The organism is Bacillus sp. FSL R7-0166, from assembly GCF_038008935.1.
Taxonomy (GTDB): Bacteria; Bacillota; Bacilli; order Bacillales; family Bacillaceae; genus Bacillus; species Bacillus altitudinis.
Window position 1 is genome coordinate 3,496,567 of the sequence record NZ_JBBPAC010000001.1, and the last position, 22,723, is coordinate 3,519,289.

Genomic DNA, 22,723 nt, shown 5'->3' on the forward strand with positions numbered 1-22,723 from the left:
ATTGTTTAATTTGATGGTTTACGGCGAATGAGGAAGAACGCCCCCACTGCACCTCCGGCTAAGATGAGACTTGCCATCATCCCAGCAAATGCTTCATATGACATACCTAATGGACCGGCTGTGCCTCCCATACCTGTTTTCGGCATCTCGTTTGGCATGTTGGATTTGAACATGTCAGGATGCTGATCGACAATAGCTGATGCGACATCTTGACCAACCATGAACATATGGCCGTATGCTTCTCTGACAGTCGGGTACAGCTGATCATATTCACCATGATGATAAGACGTGTACGTTTTGATGAGCTCATCAATATGCGTTTTCAACCCAGCTTCTAAGTCAGCCGCCTTCAATCGTCCATCTGTCGCTTGATCTAAAAATTTTGCTTGTTTCATACGGTAAGCATCTAAATCTTTGACAGCCTTCTCTTTTGCTTGCTCGTCTCCTGATGCATCCGCTTTAACATAATCAACTAAATATCCGATATGACTTGACCAGATCGTTTTAAATTGTTTTCCTGCATCTTTTCCATAAACAGAAGCGATCGCATCTGATAAATCATTTGTATTTTCATTTAAGGCTGCTGCCGCTTGGTCAAAGTCCTTGCTGCCATCATTCCCTTTTTGCATAGCCACTACCGCGAGTGCCAAATGCTCTGAGAACAAGTAGTTTAAATCCTCACGAAGATCTGCGGCTGGAGTATCGACTGATTTTTGATCAAATTTCCCAGGAAATTGATCTGTAATCGCCCATGATACACCTTTACCTACTTCAAACATATGATGAATGGATTTTCTGACCGTTTCATAGGTTGTATCAAAATCCTTTTCTGTGTAACTATCAAAAGCTTTTAGCAGTTCATTGACGTGCATTTTTAAACCTTCTTCAAGTTCACTTGCTTTCAATCTTCCACCTGTTGCTTTATCAAGCATATCAGCTTGTTTCATGCGGTATTGATCAAGCTCTTTGACCGCTTTCTTTTTACCTGCTTCATCTTTTTTCGCTGTTGCTTGTACATAATCAACGAAGTAGCCGATATGGCTTGACCAAATCTCTTTAAATTGTTTCCCTGCTTTTTTTCCATACACAGAGGCGATCGCATCTGATAGATCATTCGTGTTTTCATTTAACGCTGCTGCTGCTTGATCAAAATCTTTACTGCCGTCAATTCCCTTTTGCATCGTGATCACTGCTAAATAAGCATGTTCTGAGAAGAGCTGATCAAGCGCTGCGCGAAGATCCGTTGCTTTATTTGACACCTCTTGTGATGATGACGACTTTTTTGCATCCCCATGCATATGTCCTTCGTGTGCACTTGCCATTTGAGCAGTTGGTAATAATAATGCTGCACTAAGCGGGATCGTTAAAAATGCTTTTTTCATTTTCATCTGTTTTGCCTCCTCTTTCCGTTTGTTATGTACTTAACGGAGAGAGAAGTGAAATGGATCATTCCCACAGCATATTTTTTTGTTGCATTCATTTCATAAAAAAAAGCCGGATTACCCGGCTGATACGTTACGACTTTTGGATGCTTTTCGTTCTTTGTATATTTTCCTCACCACTGGATAAATCACTGGTGCCCATTTGACAATTTGTTTCAGCCACTTTTTCATTTTCTCCCGCGCCTCCTTATTGTCATTCTTACAAGACAATTCCCGATCTTGTCATGAAATAAACAGGTGCGGGAGAGCAGGAGTTAAATGACGCCTTGTGCGATCATGGCATCTGCCACTTTGCGAAATCCTGCAATATTTGCGCCTACCATTAAGTTTCCAGCGTATCCGTATTCTTCAGCTGTCTCAGTACACTGACGATAAATCGACTGCATCATTTGTTTCAACTGACCATCTACTTCTTCAAAAGTCCAAGACATTCTCGCACTGTTTTGCGCCATTTCTAACGCCGAAACACCCACTCCGCCAGCATTTGCCGCTTTTGCTGGTGCAAACAAAATATCATGTTGTTCAAATACTTTGACGGCCCCAAGTGTGGACGGCATATTGGCCCCTTCTCCTACAGCGATGACACCGTTTGCCACTAGCTGCTGTGCTTGCGACTCTGAAATTTCATTTTGGGTCGCACATGGCAGCGCAATATCACAAGGGAGAGACCAAATTTGTTCGCAATCTTCAATCAATTCAGCATGCGGGTGAATGTCTATGTAGGCAGCAATTCGCTGGTTGTCGACTTCCTTCAGCTGCTTCACTGTCTCAAGTGAAATGCCTTGAGGGTCGTAAATGGCTCCGCTTGAATCACTACAAGCCACAACCTTTCCGCCTAATTCCAATACTTTTTCCATCGCATAAATCGATACATTCCCTGAGCCAGACACAACAACAGATCGCCCTTCAAATTGCATTCCGTGGGCTTTTAACATTTCTTCCATAAAGTACACCAGTCCATAGCCTGTCGCTTCTTTTCTCGCTAAGCTGCCTCCAAAACCAGGACTTTTTCCTGTCAGGACACCTGCTTCATACGCACCACGCATTTTTTTGTACTGTCCGAACATATAGCCAATTTCGCGTGCACCTACCCCAATATCTCCTGCCGGTACATCTTGATCAGGTCCAATATAACGACTGAGTTCACTCATAAAACTTTGAACAAAACGCATGATTTCTCCATCAGATTTCCCTTTAGGGTCAAAATCTGATCCACCTTTCCCTCCGCCGATCGGCAAACCTGTCAGTGCGTTTTTAAAGATTTGTTCAAATCCTAAAAACTTGATGATGCTTGCATTGACCGATGGGTGAAACCGAATGCCCCCCTTATAAGGACCGATGGCACTATTAAATTGAACCCTGAATCCTCTGTTCACCTGTACTTTGCCTTCATCGTCTACCCACGGTACACGAAACATCACAAGCCGCTCAGGCTCAATTAAGCGTTCTAAGATCCCCTGTTTTTCATACTCTGGGTGTTTTGCAAAAACCGGGACGAGGGATTCCAGAATTTCTTTTACGGCTTGTTGGAATTCCGCCTCGCCTGGATTCCGTTTTTCTACATCCTCTAGCACACGGTGGATGTAGCTTTGTGCTGTTTGTGCTGCTCGATCTAAGGTCAACATGTCTCATCTGCCTCCTTGTCAATATCTCACTCTTTGGTTGTTAGATTTTCTAACGCATATTGAGATTAATTTAACACCATTTGTAAAAACTGATCAATATTGATAACAGATGAAAACGATGCCGAAATGAGATAGATCAAGCAGAATCACCTTCCGTCATGAAAATGACCCGCTCAAAGAATGACTATCGTGCTAGAAATGACGAACTGGACGTTCAACATCCCGCTTTCTTTGACACATTCATGAAACTTTCACTTTTTCTAGATGATGATCATTCAAAAAAAAGGTCAAAAGTTTTACAATGTCTTTCAATCTTTTCTGAGCTTTTCTCCTCTTTTCCGATCAGGTAAGACAACACACAGCCAATATAAAATAGAAGAAGATGGGAAGTTGATTAACCCAATGATGCCCCAGAACCATTTATAACGCCCTCTTTTCTTGGCATCCATAAATAAGAGAAATCCTTGTGCAAACAGTAACGGCAATACGCACAATAAGATGATCATATCTGTCTGACTCATAAGGAAGACCCTCCTTTAATCTGTTGATATTCCTTGATGCCGACAACCACACAGAGTGGCACGCTCACCACTTGGAGAAGAATGAAGATGATGGGCAAATGAGTAATGGCAGCTGCAAAAAGTGTCATGATGGTCAGACTGACGAGGATGTACGCCAGCACTTCTTGTTTAAAACGTTTTTTCTCTTTTTCCTTTGCCTGCTTTAGCATCAACATCAAAGCTTGTTCACTCGGCTTTTCTACTTCAATTTGTTCATCGAGCTCCTGCAGCTCCTCTTTTAAACGATCGGCGAAACGATCTTCTTTCATCAGTCCCACTCCTTTCGAATTTTCTTGATCCCATGATGAACCCTCGATTTCACCGTACCTTCTCTCACCCCGAACATCGAAGCGATTTCAGGGTAAGTAAAGCCATAATAATAATGGAGAAGGATCGGTGCTCTCTCCTGAGCCTTTAACTCATTTAAAGCATCCCACATGTCATGCCAAGTATGGCCTTTTTGCTGAACATCCCATTTGAACCGGCGGATGGCTTCTTGATTCGCCTTTCCTTCTCTCGTTTGTTCACGTTTTCTTTTCTTTTGATGATCTAGAAATTGTCTAGATGCAATGGACATGAGCCATGTTGAAAATAATGAATCTCCTCTAAAAGAAGAAAGTTTCATGTACGCTTTGAGCATCGTTTCTTGCATGATCTCCTCTGTCAGCTCTTGTTGAAGGGTCAATTTCATCAAATAACGGTAAAGAAACGAATAATGATGCCGATAAAGGGCGGTAAATGCGGCATCATCCCCCTGTTTTGCCCGCTTGATCCATAAAGTCTCCTCGGTCTGCTCCAAACACGTCCCTCCTTCCTTTCTATCTCTTATTGATTAGACGACACCGGTGATCGCATCGTTTAAAATAGACCTTCTTTTTTTTAATTGGAGCCTTTTTTACCTGCTGTTTAGCGCACGGATCTATTTGATATCCAATTTTTTCTTATGTAATGATTATGACATGTCTTTGTCTCTAACAAAATGACGCTTTCGTAATCATCTTGATTTTCCTTGAAAAGAAGAACGTCCTTTTCATAATCACTAGGTTACCCCAATACCTATCGTCAATGATCCTTGTCTCATGTAGATAAATTGAAATAATCATTGCCTTAGTTTCCTTGAAAATCGTGGAATACTTCGTTCCAATTCTTAGCCGATGATACCTTTTTGCGTGCTATGCTCTTCCTACATTCCGAAAGAGGCGATGCTGGCGAAGGAAGGAGGAGCGGTTGAATCGCAGCTTATTTTGGAAACGTTTACATTAAAACAAAATAGAGAATGGAGATGTTCATGTTGAAGAAAAAAGTTCCAATGTTAGCTGGTGTGTTAGCGGTTGGTCTCGTGACTTCATTATTTGCGCCAAATGGGGAGGCAAAAGCAGCAACGAAATATCCAGAAAGCCCTTCGATTATGGCCAATTTTAATCAGCAAGGATTCTCCACATTAAATGGCGGTACAACAGGCGGTGAAGGCGGTAAAACGGTGACGGTGAAAACCGGAAATGAACTATTAGCTGCCCTCAAAAGCAAAGGAACAAATGAAAAATTGAAAATCGTGGTAGACGGAACGATTACTCCTTCTAATACTTCAGCCAATAAAATTGATGTGAAAGATACAAACAATGTCTCCATCGTCGGTAAAGGGACAAACGGCGAATTTAATGGGATTGGTATTAAAGTATGGCGCGCCAATAACGTCATCATCCGCAACCTCAAAATCCATCACAGCAAAATCGGTGATAAAGATGCCATCGGAATCGAAGGTGCCTCTAAAAACGTATGGGTCGACCATAATGAACTCTACAACACTTTAAACTCTGATAAAGATGACTATGATGGGTTATTCGATGTGAAAAATGACTCTGATTACATTACGTTCTCATGGAACTATGTCCATGACAGCTGGAAAACGATGCTGATGGGCAGCTCCGATAACGATAACTACAACAGAAAAATCACGTTCCACAACAACCGTTTTGAAAACTTGAACTCTCGTGTACCGTCTATGCGCTTCGGGGAAGGCCATGTGTATAACAACTATTACAAAAACATCCTAACAACAGCGATTAATTCACGTATGGGCGCGAAAATGAGAATTGAACACAACGTATTTGAAAACACGAAAAATGCCATCGGCAGCTGGGACAGCCGTCAAGTCGGTACTTGGCATGTCATCAACAACTCTTATATTAACAGCACAGGTAGCCTGCCAACGTCTTCAACAGGTACGTACAACCCTCCTTATAACTACTCTTTGCTTAACGTGAACAATGTGAAATCAGAAGTTGTATCAAATGCGGGTGTAGGAAAAGTAAATCCTTAATCTCAAAAAAACGTTCGGGCAGAAATCTTCTGTCCGAACGTTCTTGTCATCCATTTTTTACACGACCGAAAATGGACGGTCCATTTCATACAGCTTTTGATAACGCAGATTTTCTTTCAGCAAATCATGATGCTGCCCCTGCATCTCAATGCGTCCACCTTCAATAAACATCATACGATCGCATGCCTCACAGCCAGTGAGATGATGGGTGATCCAAATGACTGTTTTTCCTTTTAACACACGGAAGATTGTTTCAAGCAATTCACGCTCTGTGCGTGGATCAAGCCCAACGGTTGGTTCATCTAATACAACAATCGGTGTGTTTTGCAGCAAAATCCGAGCTAGAGCCATACGCTGCCTTTCTCCACCAGAGAAACGAACCCCTGTCTCTTGTACACCTGTGTGATAACCTTCTGGCAAAGACTCAATGTAATCGTGCAGCTGCACTTGCCGCGCGGCTTCTTTTACTTGCTCTTCTGTCGCTTCTGGAGAGCCTAAGCGAATGTTGTTTAAAACAGATGTATCGAATAAATAGGGCTGTTGATTGAGCACAGACACATAAGAGGATACCTCCTCTTGAATGCTTTGTACCGGTTTCCCCTGAATACTGACAACCCCTTGATTTGGCACGACTGCCCCTTCTAACAATTTTAAAATGGTCGATTTGCCTGCACCGCTTTTTCCTAAAAGAGCGAGCGATTCACCTTGCTTCAGTGAAAACGAAAAATGCTTTAGTACATGTTTATTGACTTCATATCCGAAGGTGACTTGATCAAAACAGACCGCTTCAACGCCATCAGAGACGGGTGTCTCGTCTGCTGCCTCCCTCTCCACTAATCCTTCATACGACTGCTCTTCATAATGATTTAATCTGCTGACGGCATGCTGATAAACAGGAATATCACCTGCTGCATCTGACAGCGGAAGAAAAGCTTCTGTTAATGGAAACAGCACAAGCACAAAGGCTGCGATGAGCGTGTGCGGCATAGAACCAGCCTGAACGACTGAGCCGCTCCAATACACTACAAAGACGACTGCTCCTCCAATGACTAGCTGTGCTAAAAATTGGCGCAGACGGATAAACCGATGCTTTGCCGCTTCGAGTGCTAATAGCTTTGCTTCTTTTCGTTCATAGCCTTCAACAAAATCGTTCTGTCTGCCGCTAAACAACCAGTCACTCACGCCCATGACGGCATCTGTTAAATGGCTGTACAGTTCATTTCTGCCTTTCTTCATTTGAATTTGTCGTGCCCGGTTCACAAGTACTGTGATGTATGGGAATACAAATACGAGCAGCGCCATATAAAGCAGCATCAATCCGGCAAAAGGCCATGAAAAAAGCCCAAGTGCTCCAATCGAAGCGGCATATAAAAGCAGCGCACCGATGGATGGAAAAATTGTTTTTAAATACGCATCCTGTAATCTCTCCACATCTTCTGATAACAGCCCAAGCATTTCACCTGTTCCAAGCTTCGTCTGTTTGGCACTTCGTTCAGCCATATCATAAAGACGTACCCGCATTTTTTCAATCATCGTCAAAATGAGTTGATGACTCGCCAGTCTCTCTGCATAACGAGCCGCTGAGCGTGAAATACCAAAGGTACGTACTGCCACGATTGGGACATAGACCATCAAGATATTCTCAGGTCTTGTGGCAGCTTTTGAAATGAGGAACCCTGACGTATACATGAGCATAGAAGCAGAAAACACCGCAATCGCCCCTAAAAAAAGCACCAAGGCAAACAGCTTTTGATTCTCCTTGATATAAGGTATAAACCAGCCTTTACTGACCATGTGTGACCGCCCCCATTTGTTCCTGTACCAATTGATAGTACACACCTTTTCTTTTCATTAATGATTCATGAGTCCCCATCTCTGCAATCGTCCCATGATCCATCACAATGATTTCATCCATATCCGTCATCCAATGAAGTCTGTGTGTGGCTAAAAACACAAGTTTATTTTCAAACAATGGAAGCATTGTTTTCTTCAATTCATACTCTGTCTCAATATCCAGATGAGCCGTTGGTTCATCTAACAGCATAATGGATCGCTGGCCGAGCACTGTGCGAGCGAGGGCAATCCGCTGCGCTTGTCCACCGCTCAGTCCTCTGCCCTGTTCGCCAATGACCTCATCCAGTCCATTGGGGAGTTCCGCTACGAGCTGAGACAAACCTGCCTCTTGCACCGCTCTTTCGACGTCTTCATCGGTTGCATTCGGTTCATAAAAACGAATGTTTTCTCTCAGTGTCATGTGAAATAAATAAGGATGCTGCGGCATATAAACGACTTCTTTTTGCCATGCCGCCAGCTGTAAATGAGCAAGCGGCTTTCCGTTTAGGATGATTTCACCTGCAGACGGTTCAACAAAACCACCGAGAACATCCGTTAACGTCGATTTCCCTGAACCACTGGCACCGATGATCCCAATTTTTTTCTTTCCTTTCACAGTGAGGTCCACATCCTGAATCGAATATGGTGCATGCTCATCATGTAAGACACTGACATCTTGCAGTGTGAGCTCAGATTGCTCATTCCACTCGTTCAGCTGCACGGATTGTGTCTCCTGCTCTCGGAAGCCCTTTTCCTCTAAAATCACTTGAATCGCCTCATTCGCTTCTTTACCGTTTAACGTCGCATGATAATCATTTCCCACTTCACGGACTGGCAAGAAATATTCTGGCGCAAGCATCAGTGCGGTCAAAGCGGGCAATAACAAAAGATCTCCTTCAATTAAGCGCAAGCCGAGAAATACAGCGACAGTCGCAATGGACAGCATAGAAAAGAAATCGAGAGCAAAAGATGAAAGAAAGGCGACTTTCAGTGTGCTCATCGTCGCCTTTCGATAACGCTTTGAGACCTCTCCAATATTACGAGAATGCTTTTTGCTAATCCCTAAGTAGCGAAGCGTTTCAAGGCCACGGAGAGAATCAGTAAAATGATTGGATAATTTCTCATACGATCTCCATTGTTTGGCCGCTTTACGCTGAGCGACAAGTCCTAGCAAAATCATAAAAACAATTAAAATCGGCAGCGTGACAATGAGAATGACAGCAGATGTTTCATCTAATGTCCAAACATAGACAAGCACCATCACCGGAATAACTGCCATGTTCACCATTTTCGGCAAAAACAGCTGTAAATACTGACGATATTGGGCAATGCCCTCCATCGCCAATGTCACAAGCTTTCCTGTTCCTTTTTTCTTCGTGAAAGCTGGCCCTAAATGAAAAAGTTGGTCTAACAGCTGCTTTCTGACATCTGCTCCAATTCGGGAAGAATAGGTGAACATGACCTTTTCCCGCATCAAGGTGAGACCGTGCCGCACCAAAAAGGCAGCAAGAAACAGCAAGACATAAGGCGTTGCCTGCATGAGGCTCTTCCCGTCAAACAGCGTTGTTATGGCATGTGCCAGCCACTGTGCTTGAAAAATAATACTTGCTCCTTGGATGATTGACACAATACCTAAGAGGGCAAGAAGCCCCCTCATTCCTTTTAGTTGAAGCAAACGTTTATCCATTAGTAGGTCATTGGCTCCTTACCGCTTACACGTTTACGGAAGACATAGTAGCTCCAGATCTGATACCCAAGCACAAAAGGCAGCAAAGAAATGGCAACAATCGTCATAACCGTCAGTGAATAAGATCCTGATGCAGCATTTTGAATGGTGAGGTCGAATGCATGGTTGATCGAACTAATCATGACACGCGGGAATAATGCTGTGAAAAGCATGGTCACCGTCACCATAATACCTGCACCTGTGAATAAAAATGTCCAGCCATCACGCTCTTTTCTCATAAAGAATAGAGCCGCTACATAACAAACCACAATGAGTACAGTTAAAGGGATCGTAATGATCGGACGCACGGTATAAATGTCTGTTTCAAGAATAGACACACCAACAAATACAACAAGAACCGGCAGTGCAATCAATAAAACACGCTGGCCGAGCTTTCTTGCACGATTTCTTAAATCACCCTCAGTGCGGAGTGTGACGAAAATCAATCCATGCAGAAGGCAAAGAACCGTCACGGCTACCCCGCCGATCACTGAATAAAGATTCACAAAGTCTGTAAATCCAGCGTACATATTCATGCTTTGATCAATGGGCATTCCTCGTAAAATACTTGTGAATAGCACGCCGAGTAAAAATGGCGGAAGCAGGCTGCCAAAGAAGATCACCCAGTCCCACGTTTTGATCCATGAAGCCTTCTCGACCTTCCCTCTAAATTCAAAGGCGACCCCCCTCCCAATGAGTGCTAATAAAAGAACCGCAAACGGAATATAGTATCCGCTGAACATCGTAGCGTACCAGTGAGGAAAAGCGGCGAAAATAGCTCCGCCTGCTGTAATCAACCAGACCTCATTCGCATCCCAGAAAGGGCCAATCGTATTGATTAAAATGCGGCGCTCATGTGCATCTTTTCCAAGAAGCTGCATGGACATCCCGACACCAAAATCAAATCCTTCTAAGAAGAAAAATCCAACAAACAATACTGCGACAAGAATAAACCAAATCTCGTTAAGATATGCCATGATATGCGCCTCCATCAAATGGATCTGTAGACAGGTCCGTTTCATCCTTTTGATCTGTATTCTCTTCAGAATGTGCACCTTTTTTAATTTCTCGAATGAATAAGTAGGCAAGCACGATGGCAAGAATCAGATAAATGGTCGTAAAGCTAATGACTGAGAATAGCAACATGCCGTACGATACGTTTGGTGAAATGGATTGTGCGGTTGTCATCATACCAAAGACTGTCCACGGCTGACGCCCAATTTCCGTCATGATCCAACCAGCTGAGTTTGCAATAAACGGGAACGCAATCATCCATACCATGAAGCGTAAATACCATTTGTTTGATTCTAGTTTTTTTCTAAAGCTCAAATACAAACCAATCATACTAGCAAAAATCATCAACATGCCGGCACCCACCATGATTCTAAAGCTCCAGAAGGTTGTTTTGACTGGAGGAATGTAATCTCCAGGACCAAACTTGGCTTCATATTCTTTTTGAAGGGTCAGCATGCCTGGCACATCTCCACTAAACTTCGAATAAGCCAAGTAACTTAAAGCAAACGGAATATTGATCTCCGCAGAGTTTTCTTTTTTATCTGTGTCAATGTTGGCAAATAGTGTCCAAGCCGCTGGATCTCCACTATCCTTCCAAAGGGCTTCACTTGCTGCCATCTTCATCGGCTGTGATTCCATTAAGTGCTTTGCTTGATCATGTCCAGAGAACGCCACACCTAAGCCAGAAATGAAAGCAAGCACCATGGCAATCTGGAAAGATTTTTTGAAAAAGGTCACTTCTTGTTTTTTGATCATTTTATAGGCACTGACACCCGCGATAAAGAAAGCACCGGTTGCCAATGCACCAAACAGAACGTGCGGGAACTCTACCCAAAGTTGCGGATTTGTCACGAGCGCCCCAAAGTCATTCATTTCTGCACGGCCATTTTTAATCACAAATCCAACTGGCTCCTGCATAAATGAGTTGGCGAGTAAAATCCAAAATGCCGAAAAGATCGTACCAAGAGAAACGAGCCAAATACATAACAAATGAATTTTTTTCGGTAGACGGTCCCAGCCGAATATCCAAAGACCAATAAAGGTCGATTCAAGGAAAAAGGCCAATAGCGCTTCAATGGCAAGCGGTGCACCAAAGACATCACCGACAAACCTTGAATAATCTGACCAGTTCATCCCAAACTGGAATTCTTGCAGAATCCCTGTCACCACACCTACTGCAAAGTTAATTAAGAAAAGGTGACCCCAAAATTTTGCCATCTTTTTATAAATCTCTTTTTTCTTGACGACATAAAGGGTTTGCATCAATGCAACGATAAATACCAAACCTATAGACATAGGAACAAAAATAAAATGAAATAATGTCGTTGAGGCAAATTGAAATCTTGCTAAAAACAGCTCACTCACAGCCTTACATCCTCCCTTACTTTCGCATGCCGAATGATTCGAGATATTTATGCTCACCATTTCACAAAAAGTTCACTATTTGTTCAATGATTCACAAGCGGAAGTCCATTTGATATAGTTCACTCGGTGAAATTTTACTCTTGATTTTCATTCGGTTAGTTATTTATACCTGTACTTTACACCCATGCGCTTCAAAAATAAAGTAAATTTTACCTAAAATTTGGATGGGATTGTGTCAGTTGTTTGAATACTTTGTCAAAAATATGTGACGGAAAGAGACAATCACAAAAAAATAGCGCTGCTTCTTCGCTGCAGCGCTTTTGAATATTTAGGCTTTTTTCTGTAAAGCAGGTCTTGTGACTTGCACTTCATAGTACGTAATTTTGTTTTTTAACAGGCCTTCAGGTTTCGCCTTTCCATGAGCGTGCGCATCACCAAATGCCTGAGATTTTGTCCAATTCACAAAGTCTTCTTTTCGATTCCAGCGGGTGTGAATGGTCACTTCATCGTAATCAGTTGTCTGCTGAGTGACCCATACTTCCATTCCTAAAAAACCTTCCATAAATTCTACTTGCCCCTGCTTGTTAAACCGTTTAACAAGGTGGTCTGCACTGCCTTTTTCTACTCTTACTTGGTTGTTTACAATAATCATGTTTGGTTCATCTCCCTTTTGTTGTTGAATGGAGGCAATGGGGATAATGAGTGGATGCGGTCCGTCCAAGTGAACCTCCGCCTGAATCCCAAAAACCTCCTTGAAAAAGTCTTCTGTTAACACTTCATTTGGTGAGCCAATTTGATGCACCTGACCTCGCTTCATAGCAATGAGACGGTCACAATATTTTGCGGCCTGCTGCAAGTCATGGAGAACCATTAAAATGGTGATGCCATGTGTTTGATTCAGCTGTTTGAGCAGCTCCAGTAATTCAAGCTGATGCGCAATGTCTAAATAAGTGGTTGGCTCATCCAGAATGATAGTCTCTGTCTTCTGAGCCAGTGCCATTGCAATATATGCCTTTTGTCTTTCTCCGCCTGATAATGTATGGAGCATTCTGTTTTCATTGGTGCGGCTATTCGTCACCTCAAGCGCCCACTCAATCGCTTCATGATCTGACGTGGTGCTTTTTTTCCAGATGGAACGATGCGGACTGCGTCCAAGTGCGACCAGCTCACGTACTGTCATCGATGGAATGGCGGTTCTTGTTTGCATGAGAACCGCCACCTCCTTGGCGATCTCCTGTGCCGTCATCTCTTTTTGCGGGATGTCGTGAATGTAAATCATGCCGCTTTCGATTGAGGTCAGTCGTGCGGCCGCTTTGATAAAAGTCGACTTACCTGACCCATTCGGGCCAATGATGCCGGTCACACTCCCTTTAGGAACAGCTGCTGAAATGGAAGACAGCCGAAAGCCGCCTTGACTGAGACTCACGTCATCCATTGCAATGACATCCATCTTAACCCCTCCCTTTCTTTTTTAATAAATAGAGGAAGAAAGGTGCACCGATGCAAGCAAGCAAGATCCCTACAGGCAATTCAACCGGTGTAAACCAGACCCGTGCTGCTGTATCGGCAAAGACCACAAGCACGCCCCCTCCAAGCATTGAAATCGGCAGCAAATACCGGTAATCATCTCCGATTAAAAGACGGATAAAATGGGGCACAACAAGCCCGACAAAACCGATTAAACCACTGACACTGACAGCCGCTCCAGCTAAAAGAGCGGCCAGCGTAATGAGAAAAAATCGAGTCCGCTCTACTCGAAGGCCCAATAGTTGAGCCGATTCATCGCCAAGCAAAAGGAGATTGGACGGTTTAATGGCGAAAAAACAAAGACATAATCCAGCCAGCGCATATGGCGACACAAAGCTAAGATGATGCCAGCTCCGTCCGTTTAATCCCCCTGATAGAAAAGGCAAAACAGCCTGCACACGCTCACTATAAAGCACCATAAACCCATTCATCACCGCACCGAGCAAGGCATTGACGGCAACACCTGCCAAGATCAATTTAAGCGGTGAAACCCCTTGATCAAATGACAGCATATACACGACAAGAGCTGCTAATAAGGCGCCCAGAAAAGCGGCTGCCGGAAGCAAATACGTGAATTGTGGAAGAACAATCATGCTGAGTACAGCAGCTAACCCGCCGCCCGCAGTCACACCAATGATCCCAGGGTCAGCCAGTGGATTTCGGACAACTCCTTGTAAAATCGCCCCTGATGCAGCGAGGCAGGCCCCAACGAGAAAACCAATGAGCACACGGGGCAGCCGTAAATCCATGACAATTTTTTCATGAACAGGCAGACCTGATCCCGTGAAGACAGCCATTAAATCCGTCAGAGATAATTGGACAGAACCTACCGCAAGTCCTAGACAGACGCCCACACATAAAGAGAGAAACAATCCTGGTAACAGCCATTTTCGTCTTGACTGCCTTTTTTGAAAATCTAGTTCTGCATTCATCTTCATGATGACAATCGCTTCAATTTCTTCTCTAATTCATCGATCGCTCTGATGACTTCTGCGCCTGGATTTGTCCCAAATAGGTCACTTGGCAGAATCTCAACGTGTCCATTTTTGACAGCTGATACATCGTGCCACGCCGCATTTTGCTTCATTTCACTCATAAAGCCTGCTTTGACATCTTCAGGATTGCTGTGTGTCATCAGCAAAATGAGATCTGGATCGGCCTCGATTACCTTTTCTGCATTGATTTGTGCATATTGCGGAAACTTTTCGAGTGCTGGTTCATTTTCAGCAATATTCGCCCCACCAGCGATCCGCAGCAGATCACCGCTTAAAGATTGTGGAAGTGCCGCCATATATGTGCCGGGCGCACCATATACAACGAGCGTCTTTACTTTTTTCTCAGGCTGCTTCACTTGCTTAATCCGCTGATCGATTTGAGTATTGAGCGCTTTGGCCTTTTGCTGCTTTCCAAGTAAATCACCAAATAAAGTAACTTGACGCTGGATATCCTTCACTGAGTTGGCACTTGTCAAAAGAAGCTGTGAACCAATTCCTTCTATAGTAGAGATATCCTTGCTGTTTAATGATTCATTCCCAAGCACCACATCGGGCTTTAAACTCGTGATCAGCTCGACATCAAATTGATGGGTTGTGCCAATTGATTGTACGGACTTTGCCTTTTGTAGATTGTCTGGCAATTCGGCAGTTGGCCGGCCGACAACTTGACCACCTAAGGCATAAATGATGCTCATGTCGCCAGTTGACAACGAGACGATCCGTTCAGGTGATTCATGAAACGATAATGTTCTGCCGGCAAAATCCTGAATGTTGAGCGCACCATGCCCGCTCCCATTCTCGGCCGGCGCCGCCTGGCTGCATCCGCCGAGGAGAAGCACGACGACGAGTCCTGCCAAAATCACATGTAAACATTTCAACCGTCTGTCTCTCCTTTTCTAGTAAACTTTCTTTAGCTTCGCCTGTACCACGAGACGCTTGTTTTTAGGTGCCAGCACGTGATCACAGGTCGATAATGTGAGAATCAAGTCATCTGTGGATACGTCTGTTTTCGTTTGATAGATGGACTTCTTACGCACAGCTTGCAAGTAGTGCGCATATTCAGCAAGATCCTGAAAATCAGTCTGAATATAATCGAAATCGACTGTCGTCTCATACACAGCAAAAATCTCTGCTTCATAGCTTTGGTACAGCGTATCGTACTGAAATGTGCGATGATCTTGGAAAAAATCTTTTTTCAAATAGTTTGTGAGACCAGCAAACATAGACCCATCCCTCATCCGATGACCGTACACCACTGTATTGGGACTTTCATGCAAGACGTCAATACGATAATCCATAAAGATACTGCCTGCCCGTGTGTCATCCTTTACATAATTACGAGTTAAATAGAATGCATTATCGTTTGACTGAACAATTGGATACTGAATCATCGTGTCTTTCATATCAATCCAACCGACAATGTCTTCATTCACCTTTCGCAAATCATCAAATGACTGACGAATTTCTCCAGGTTTTCGCTGTTTCATTCCATCCTCGTGTGTGTAAAGTGTCTGAGCCTTTGCAAGCACCTGACGATTTTGATAATAGCCTAAGAGCTCCAAGCCAATGGCAGTACCGCTATATAGAAAAACACCTAAACAGACGATCGTCAGCATTCGCTGCCCGATTCTTTTCCCTCGTTTCACACTGTCTCACCTGCTTTTTGCACAACTTATATGCCTACAGGCACGATATACATCCCTGTTTCTGCATCCTGCTTAATTGTGACGGACACATGATAAATGTGCCGCACCATCTCTTCTGTTAACACATCATTTGGCCGTCCTTCGCGGATGATTTGCCCATCTTTCATGGCGATGATGACATCACTATAGCGAATCGCCTGATTCATATCGTGCAAGACCATCACGATGGTTAATCCATGCTCGACATTGAGCTCTCGAATGAGCTCCAGAATGTCAAATTGATAATACATATCCAAATAAGTCGTCGGTTCATCTAAGAAAAGGATCGGTGTTTTTTGCGCTAAAGCCATGGCAATCCATACACGCTGCCGTTCTCCGCCTGACAATGAGGCGAGAGGCACTTTTCGCTTATCCGTCAGCTTTGTACAGGACAGTGCCCACTCAATTGCTTTCTCATCCTCTTCCTTGTCACTGCCGCGCATCGTCTGGTAGGGCGTTCTCCCAAATGCCACGACTCGTTCGATCGTTAAATCGAGCGGCGCTTCATTTTGCTGATGTACGACTGCCAGCTTTCTCGCGAGTTCCCTTGGCTTGAACGCATTCAGCTCTTGCCCATCTAAATGAATCTGTCCTTTATGTGGACAATGGTTATGTGCCATCAAGGAAAGCAGCGTGGATTTGCCCGAGCCATTTGGACCGATAATGGTCGTGATTTTTCCTTTTTCGATGTGCGTGGTGACCGATTGAACAATGTCCCTCTGCCGATCATAGGAAAACGACACCTCACGAATGTCCATGCAGACGATCCCCCCTTCTTAATAAAAAGATCAGAAACGGCCCGCCAATGACAGCCATGATTGTAGAAGCAGGGATTTCATTTGGTGCCACAAGCGTTCTGCCGAGCGTATCAGCCGTCAAAATGAGCAAGGCCCCGCTTAACGCAGAAAATGGAATCAGTACCCGATGGTCCGAACCGACGAGCCTTCTAGAGATATGGGGAATGAGCAAACCGACAAAGGCAATCACGCCCGCTACCGCAGCAGTCACCGCTGCTAATAACACCGCCGTGATTGAAATCAAAAGGCGCATTCTGGTCACACGCAATCCTAAGTTTTTCGCCGTCTTATCTTGAAGGGCAAGCAAGTTACACCATCTGCTAAAGAAAAGCGCAACCACAAGCCCAATAAGGCCATAGACACCGATTAAACGGACATCTCCCCACGTTTTCATCGTCAGATTCGACTGTCCCGACTGATTAATGGTGATATTGAAATAGCTGCAAATGGTCACAAACGCTTCTGCCATCCCTGTAAACATGGCATTAATGGCGATCCCCACCAAAATCATTCGAATCGGGCTTAAGCCGCCTTTCCAAGACAACACGTATACTAGGAAGCAGGCAATTGCCCCGCCTAAAACTGAAAATAAAGGAGAGTAGAAATAAAATTGAGGAAGCGCTGTAATTGCCATTAAAGAAAAGAAGCTAGCTCCTGATGAAATACCAATAACACCGGCATCTGCTAATGGATTCCTCATCACAGACTGCAAGAGGACACCGGAGACAGATAAAGCCGCCCCTGTAAACATCGCAATGAGCATGCGGGGGATTCTTAAATCTTTAATGATTTCTACCTGTGCATGTTGACCGGTCATAAGCCCTTCCAATAATTCAATCGGTGTAACATGAATGCTCCCCGTAATGGCGGAATAAATAAATACGCCGGCTAGTAAGAGACTGACTATCAGAAATAAAATCCCTGTTTTTTTCATCTTGAACGTCCTTTTATCATTAAGATTCGCCGCTTATGACGGGTACAACATACGAGTCAATTCATCTAATGCCTCTGCTGCCTTTAAGTTGCCTGTTGTCCCGAATAAGCTTTCTTCGAGGTCGTACACCCGGTCTTGTTTGACCGCATTAAAATGTTTCCAAATATCATTTGTTTTAAATTCTTGATCAAACATTTTGACGACTTCATCCGGCATCCCATGTGCGGCTCGGAGAATGATATCTGGATTGGCTTTTTGTAAATACTCCGTATTGGATGCCAAATACTCCATTTTCTCACCTTTTACGATGTTCTTTCCTCCTGCAATACGCACAAGATCACCGATATAGGAATTCTCTGTTGCCACTAAATAACTGCCTGGTACACCAAGCAAAATGAGAACGGATGGCTTCGTCTTTCCCTTCGTTCTCTCTTGTATGTCTTTCTTTTTTTGTTCAAAATCATCCACAATGCGTTTCGCTTGTGTCTTTCTATCATATTTTTCTCCAAGCTTTGTGATGGCGTTCTCCATCTTGTCCAGGCTCTCAAGGTTGAGGTATGTCGCAGGGACAGAAGCTTGTTGAAAAGGCGTTTCTAAATCATATTGAAGGGTCGTGACAGACAGGACATCTGTCGGTTGAAGTGATTGGATGATTTCCATGTCCGGGCTCATTGGGTTACCGACTGCTGGGAGTCCTTTGTATCGAGCCGGCAAGGATTTTTGACTTGTTGGCACCCCGACAAGATCCACCTCTAGCGCATCCATGATCTCAGCAGCAGCTACAGTCGTTGCCACAATGCGGGCACTTGATGCTGCATTTTTTTTGCCTTTCGCTGAGCTTTCAGCTGATTGTGAGCAGCCTGCTAAGAAGACGCACACACATAGAGCCGTAATCAGGGTACATAACATTCGATGCTTCAAAAAACGGAAGCCTCCTTTCGAAAAAAAGGAAGTGGATGCGCCGAGATGAATGGCGCACCTCACTTAAAATAGATTCTTTATCTTGTACGAGTTTGATACTTTCTGACGAGCACGAATAGTGACCAGCCGAATAAAAGAATGTACACCCAAAGAAGTGAAGTATCTCCTGTTTTCGGGTTCAGCTGACCTGTCTCAGACTTGGTTTGGTCATCTGATGGCGTAAAGGTCATCTGCTCTGCGCCCGTTTCCTCTGGTGCGAGATTCGCAAGCTGGTTTGGTTGAGAATCGTGATCATTCGGATTTTTCACAAAGCCGATGCTCTCATCGTCTCCGATCACCGTCGCAATTCCGCTTCCTTCACCACTTGCGATGCCTTTCGTATCATAGACAAGTTTGACATCGTACTGCTCATGATAATTGGCAGCTGGAATGTCAATTTTCACGCGTGCTGCCTGATCACTACTCAAACTTTTTGCTTCATATTGAATCACTCGTGTATCTGCTTTTTGATCAGCCTTTGCAACTAGCGTCTCTTCAAATTTACCGCCGGTTCCTACTTGGAACGACGTGATGGCTGAGCTATTCTTGACAGTGTATGAAACGAAATGGCGGCCATTTTTCACCACCAATGTCGCAGGGCTCACGACGTAATCGTTCATGCGAGAAAGCTCATCTTTGTCTGCTTTCTTCATTGAAAAAGGAAGCTTGTACACTCCGTCTTTTAGCTGAACTGTCTCTTGATTCGTTCCGCCGTTCGTTGTGTCTGGTGCTGGTTTATTTGGTTTTGGTGTTTCTGGTGTAGCCGGTGTTTCTTCCTCTATTTGACCGTCCTTCAGTGGAACGATACTTTTTGAATCAAATTGAAAACGAATATCGTACGTTTGATCATAGTGAGCGGCTGCTACTACAATGTGTACTTTTCCGTTAACTGCTTTTTTCAGATCAGACACTTCAAATGAAACCACTCTTGTGTTCTTTGCTTGATCTGTGCTCACGTTTTTCACTTCTTGATAAGAACCGTTTTTCTCTATTTTCAAAGAATCAACTGACGTATGATCCTTCACCGTAAAGGAAACGGTTTGCGTTCCATTTTTAACGGTTAACGATGCTGGATGTGAGAAGTATTGGCTCATCCGAGATACCTCATCCTCATCGCCCTTCAGCACACTGTAGTTGATACGATACACACCATCTTTTAATTGGTTCTGTGTCGAATCAACTGGTGTTGTGCCGTTTTGATCATCTGGCTTTGTTTCGCTGTCGCCTGGCGTCGTGCCGTTTTGATCATCTGGCTTTGTTTCGCTGTCGCCTGGCGTCGTGCCGCTTTGATCATCCGGCTTTGTTTCGCTGTCGCCTGGCGTCGTGCCGCTTTGATCATCCGGCTTTGTTTCGCTGTCGCCTGGCGTCGTGCCGTTTTGATCATCCGGCTTTGTTTCGCTGTCGCCTGGCGTCGTGCCGTTTTGATCATCAGGTGTTGTTTCACTATCGTCTGGCTTCGCAGGCGTGACAAGTGTGAGACTGCTCTCGTCGAAAGCGAGCTGTACGTCATACGCCTCATCATAAATAAAGCCGCCTAAGTCCCAGTAAATTTTGACCCAGCCATTTAATTTGGCTGATACATCGGCTACATCAAATTTGATCACACGCGTATTCGCTGTCTCATCTTCACTGACCGTTTCAGTGGTGACGAGAGAGCCATTTTGTTCGACCTTGAAATCTGTGATTTCTTTGCTTTGCTTCAGTGTAAGATAGGCAGTCGTCTTACCATTTTCGATGACGAGCTTAGCTGGCTTTTCTGTATACGTATCCATCATGGATGCTTCAGTGCTGCCATTTTTTAAAATGGTGAATCCGGCCGTATATTCACCATCAGCCAATGTTGCCGCCTGAGCCGTTCCTTGAGGCAGCTGAAACGCAGTCAACAAACTGAATAAAACGAGCAGAATAGCTGTCTGTAGATGAAAAAGACGTTTCAAAAGATGACACTTCCTTCCGTTAATGCTTGATGATCCACTTTCTCGCTAAAAACCCGCCTGAACATAAGACAAGCATAAGGAGCCATCCCATCTGGCTTGTATCACCAGTTTGAGGATTTTCTTCTTGTTTTGTTTTGGTGGATGAATCAGTTGTTTTGGTTGTTTCTTTTGATGATTCTTGATGTTTTGCTGCACCTGCTGTTTCTTTTGAACTGTCAGAAGAAAGTGACTTGATGCTGCTTTCATCGAATTTCAGCTGGATGGTATAGTCGTGATCATAATCAGCGGATTTGACTGTGACATGGATTTTTGACTTGATTGGTTTAGACAAACTCTGTGCTTGGAATTGGACAAGCCTTGTATTGGCTTTCTTATTCGTTGATAGAACCGTCGTATCGACATAGCCGCCATTTCCCGGCACTTTAAATTCCGTTACCCAGCTGCTGTTTTTAATGGTCATTTGCACAGTCAGCTTGCCATTTTTCACGATCACTTTTGCCGGCTTCAGCCAGTAATCATTTGCCATCGAAACGGCAGTCCCTTCGGCCTTCATCACAGTGTAATTGACGGAGTATGTACCATCATTTAATGAAGCAGCCTGTGCATTTGAAAAAGGCAGTATAAGTGCCAGCAATAATGCAGCCACAAAGGCTGGCATCCTGATCCATTTTTTCATCAGATGAATTTCCTCCCTTTTTATTGAACAGTTGCTGCATCAAACTTGACGCGAATATCGTAATTGCCTGTATATCCAATGACCGGTACAGTCACACTCACTTTAGCTGGTACAACATCTGTCAGGCTGTTGACATTGAACTCTACCGTTCTCTTATTAGCAGCTGTGTTTGTACTGATCACCTTCGCATCTTTGTAGACACCTTGATCCAATGTTTTAAAGCTTGTAATCCAAGAGCTGTTCGTTAACGTGACTTGCGCTTTGATTTTTCCGTCCTTCACAACAAGCTTAGCTGGTTTTTCAAAATACGTATTTGCAGTTGACGTTGAATCACTGTCTGCTTTCCATACCACATATTGTGCTGAATATTGACCATCTGCTAAGCCTGCTGCTGAGGCAGAGCTAACCGGGGCTAGAGCAAACAATAGAACAAAGCTAAAGAATAATAAGACGTGTGATGCTGAACGAAGTGATTTCATATATATCCTCCTAATTGATATTGATAATTATTCTCAATAGACAATAAAAAAAATAACCTTTATCAGCGTATGAATCACACTCATAAATGATTATGATAATCATTATCAATTGAGTTTAAAAAATAAATCTTTGCTTTCGACAAGTCAAAGATGTCTGCTGCTACATGATGTAGTGATACACGGTTTAGGTAATCTGTCCCATTCATGATACCATGGCATAACCTCCCCCATTCCATTACAGGGAAAAGAACCCTCTTCTCCTTGATATTATATGATGAATGAAATTATTGTCAACATCATTTTTCATACTATTGACTTAGATTTCTGGAAAATCACAAAAAAAAATCGATCAGGGACACTGATCGAAGTCGATTAAGAAGGGACATGTTCACCCTTTTCACTATTTTTTCGCTCTAAAGACCAAGCATACATTTCCCGTATGACTGGTTCAATTTTCTTTCCTTGTTCTGTTAGTTCATATTCAATCCGCACTGGAATGTCGGGATATACTTTTTTCTCAACAAGTCCTTCAGCTTCTAAATCTTTCAGCCTTTCTGATAATAACCGTCCGCTGATGTTCATTTCATTTTCTAGCTGACAAAAACGTTTTGGCCCTGTCAAAAGCTGATTGATGATGAGAATCACCCACTTCTTCCCTAAAATCTCCATGGCATCTGTAATTGGGCAGCCATCTACTTGAGCCATACTTTACTCCCTCCTGCTTTTCTCTACTTTTTTTCATTATAACATAATTAATTACTTGAAATAAGTCACTAACTATTATATAGTTTAGTTACTAAAAGTAACAAGGTAATCATTTTTATCAATTTTCAATAAACCATTGAACA

At 43.6% G+C, this 22,723-nt stretch carries 22 protein-coding genes; 1 reads left to right on the forward strand and 21 read right to left on the reverse strand.

The annotated features are described in order from the left end of the window. Nucleotides 1–5: 5 nt before the first annotated feature. From NST01_RS18190 to sigY, 6 genes are all read right to left on the reverse strand, one after another. Nucleotides 6–1,388 carry a hypothetical protein gene (locus NST01_RS18190; RefSeq protein WP_019743488.1) on the reverse strand — a complete coding sequence of 461 codons (1,383 nt, stop codon included), beginning with the start codon at nt 1,386–1,388 and terminating at the stop codon, nt 6–8. A 111-nt stretch (nt 1,389–1,499) separates the two neighbouring features. After that, nucleotides 1,500–1,613: a hypothetical protein gene (locus tag NST01_RS18195; protein ID WP_008345567.1), complete on the reverse strand. Its 114-nt coding sequence runs from the start codon at nt 1,611–1,613 to the stop codon at nt 1,500–1,502. 83 nt (nt 1,614–1,696) lie between these two features. Further along, nucleotides 1,697–3,067, reverse strand: a complete 1,371-nt coding sequence (gdhA, locus tag NST01_RS18200) for an NADP-specific glutamate dehydrogenase (RefSeq protein ID WP_035389910.1) — start codon at nt 3,065–3,067, stop codon at nt 1,697–1,699. A 308-nt stretch (nt 3,068–3,375) separates the two neighbouring features. After that, nucleotides 3,376–3,588 (reverse strand): hypothetical protein, encoded by a 213-nt coding sequence (locus NST01_RS18205; protein WP_017368315.1) that lies wholly within the window; start codon nt 3,586–3,588, stop codon nt 3,376–3,378. After that, nucleotides 3,585–3,896 carry a YxlC family protein gene (locus tag NST01_RS18210; RefSeq protein ID WP_035702515.1) on the reverse strand — a complete coding sequence of 104 codons (312 nt, stop codon included), beginning with the start codon at nt 3,894–3,896 and terminating at the stop codon, nt 3,585–3,587. Before NST01_RS18210 ends, NST01_RS18205 begins: the two co-directional genes overlap by 4 nt. After that, entirely contained in the window at nt 3,896–4,426 is a 531-nt protein-coding gene (gene sigY / locus NST01_RS18215; protein WP_341042343.1) for an RNA polymerase sigma factor SigY, read from the reverse strand. Before sigY ends, NST01_RS18210 begins: the two co-directional genes overlap by 1 nt. Nucleotides 4,427–4,915: 489 nt before the next feature. Here sigY and NST01_RS18220 point away from each other — a divergent pair, with 489 nt between their 5' ends. Beyond that, nucleotides 4,916–5,947, forward strand: a complete 1,032-nt coding sequence (locus tag NST01_RS18220) for a pectate lyase family protein (protein ID WP_017358687.1) — start codon at nt 4,916–4,918, stop codon at nt 5,945–5,947. A gap of 57 nt (nt 5,948–6,004) precedes the next feature. Here NST01_RS18220 and cydC read toward each other — a convergent pair whose 3' ends face one another. The 15 genes from cydC to NST01_RS18295 form a co-directional block, all read right to left on the reverse strand. Further along, nucleotides 6,005–7,741: a thiol reductant ABC exporter subunit CydC gene (cydC, locus tag NST01_RS18225; protein WP_035702518.1), complete on the reverse strand. Its 1,737-nt coding sequence runs from the start codon at nt 7,739–7,741 to the stop codon at nt 6,005–6,007. After that, nucleotides 7,731–9,467 (reverse strand): thiol reductant ABC exporter subunit CydD, encoded by a 1,737-nt coding sequence (cydD, locus tag NST01_RS18230; protein ID WP_341042345.1) that lies wholly within the window; start codon nt 9,465–9,467, stop codon nt 7,731–7,733. The genes cydC and cydD overlap by 11 nt, the downstream gene beginning before the upstream one ends. Continuing rightward, nucleotides 9,467–10,483 (reverse strand): cytochrome d ubiquinol oxidase subunit II, encoded by a 1,017-nt coding sequence (gene cydB / locus NST01_RS18235; protein ID WP_017358684.1) that lies wholly within the window; start codon nt 10,481–10,483, stop codon nt 9,467–9,469. The genes cydD and cydB overlap by 1 nt, the downstream gene beginning before the upstream one ends. Next, nucleotides 10,470–11,885: a cytochrome ubiquinol oxidase subunit I gene (locus NST01_RS18240; RefSeq protein WP_008345582.1), complete on the reverse strand. Its 1,416-nt coding sequence runs from the start codon at nt 11,883–11,885 to the stop codon at nt 10,470–10,472. The genes cydB and NST01_RS18240 overlap by 14 nt, the downstream gene beginning before the upstream one ends. 328 nt (nt 11,886–12,213) lie before the next feature. Then, a complete protein-coding gene (isdG, locus tag NST01_RS18245) occupies nt 12,214–13,335 on the reverse strand; it encodes a heme oxygenase (RefSeq protein ID WP_046526783.1) in 1,122 nt (373 codons plus the stop codon). A 1-nt stretch (nt 13,336) separates the two neighbouring features. After that, the gene (locus NST01_RS18250) at nt 13,337–14,350 is read right to left on the reverse strand and encodes a FecCD family ABC transporter permease (protein WP_035702526.1); all 1,014 of its coding nucleotides are present in this window, start codon (nt 14,348–14,350) and stop codon (nt 13,337–13,339) included. Further along, nucleotides 14,347–15,285 carry an ABC transporter substrate-binding protein gene (locus tag NST01_RS18255; protein ID WP_241511628.1) on the reverse strand — a complete coding sequence of 313 codons (939 nt, stop codon included), beginning with the start codon at nt 15,283–15,285 and terminating at the stop codon, nt 14,347–14,349. Before NST01_RS18255 ends, NST01_RS18250 begins: the two co-directional genes overlap by 4 nt. 18 nt (nt 15,286–15,303) lie before the next feature. Next, nucleotides 15,304–16,053: a class B sortase gene (gene srtB / locus NST01_RS18260; RefSeq protein WP_341042349.1), complete on the reverse strand. Its 750-nt coding sequence runs from the start codon at nt 16,051–16,053 to the stop codon at nt 15,304–15,306. A 26-nt stretch (nt 16,054–16,079) separates the two neighbouring features. Beyond that, nucleotides 16,080–16,850, reverse strand: a complete 771-nt coding sequence (locus NST01_RS18265) for an ABC transporter ATP-binding protein (RefSeq protein WP_008345591.1) — start codon at nt 16,848–16,850, stop codon at nt 16,080–16,082. Then, nucleotides 16,837–17,823, reverse strand: coding sequence for a FecCD family ABC transporter permease (locus tag NST01_RS18270; protein ID WP_017368325.1), 987 nt, complete (start codon nt 17,821–17,823; stop codon nt 16,837–16,839). Before NST01_RS18270 ends, NST01_RS18265 begins: the two co-directional genes overlap by 14 nt. A 33-nt stretch (nt 17,824–17,856) precedes the next feature. Beyond that, entirely contained in the window at nt 17,857–18,744 is an 888-nt protein-coding gene (gene isdE / locus NST01_RS18275; RefSeq protein WP_008345594.1) for a heme ABC transporter substrate-binding protein IsdE, read from the reverse strand. Nucleotides 18,745–18,821: 77 nt separating this feature from the next. Beyond that, nucleotides 18,822–20,720 (reverse strand): NEAT domain-containing protein, encoded by a 1,899-nt coding sequence (locus NST01_RS18280; RefSeq protein ID WP_341042350.1) that lies wholly within the window; start codon nt 20,718–20,720, stop codon nt 18,822–18,824. Nucleotides 20,721–20,739: 19 nt separating this feature from the next. Continuing rightward, on the reverse strand, nt 20,740–21,396 hold the full coding sequence (gene isdC / locus NST01_RS18285; RefSeq protein WP_017358678.1) for a heme uptake protein IsdC: 657 nt from the start codon (nt 21,394–21,396) through the stop codon (nt 20,740–20,742). Nucleotides 21,397–21,416: 20 nt separating this feature from the next. Continuing rightward, complete coding sequence (locus NST01_RS18290) at nt 21,417–21,875, reverse strand: NEAT domain-containing protein (RefSeq protein WP_007497924.1); 459 nt, start codon at nt 21,873–21,875, stop codon at nt 21,417–21,419. 372 nt (nt 21,876–22,247) lie between these two features. Continuing rightward, the gene (locus NST01_RS18295) at nt 22,248–22,580 is read right to left on the reverse strand and encodes a winged helix-turn-helix transcriptional regulator (RefSeq protein ID WP_007497926.1); all 333 of its coding nucleotides are present in this window, start codon (nt 22,578–22,580) and stop codon (nt 22,248–22,250) included. Nucleotides 22,581–22,723 lie beyond the last annotated feature (143 nt).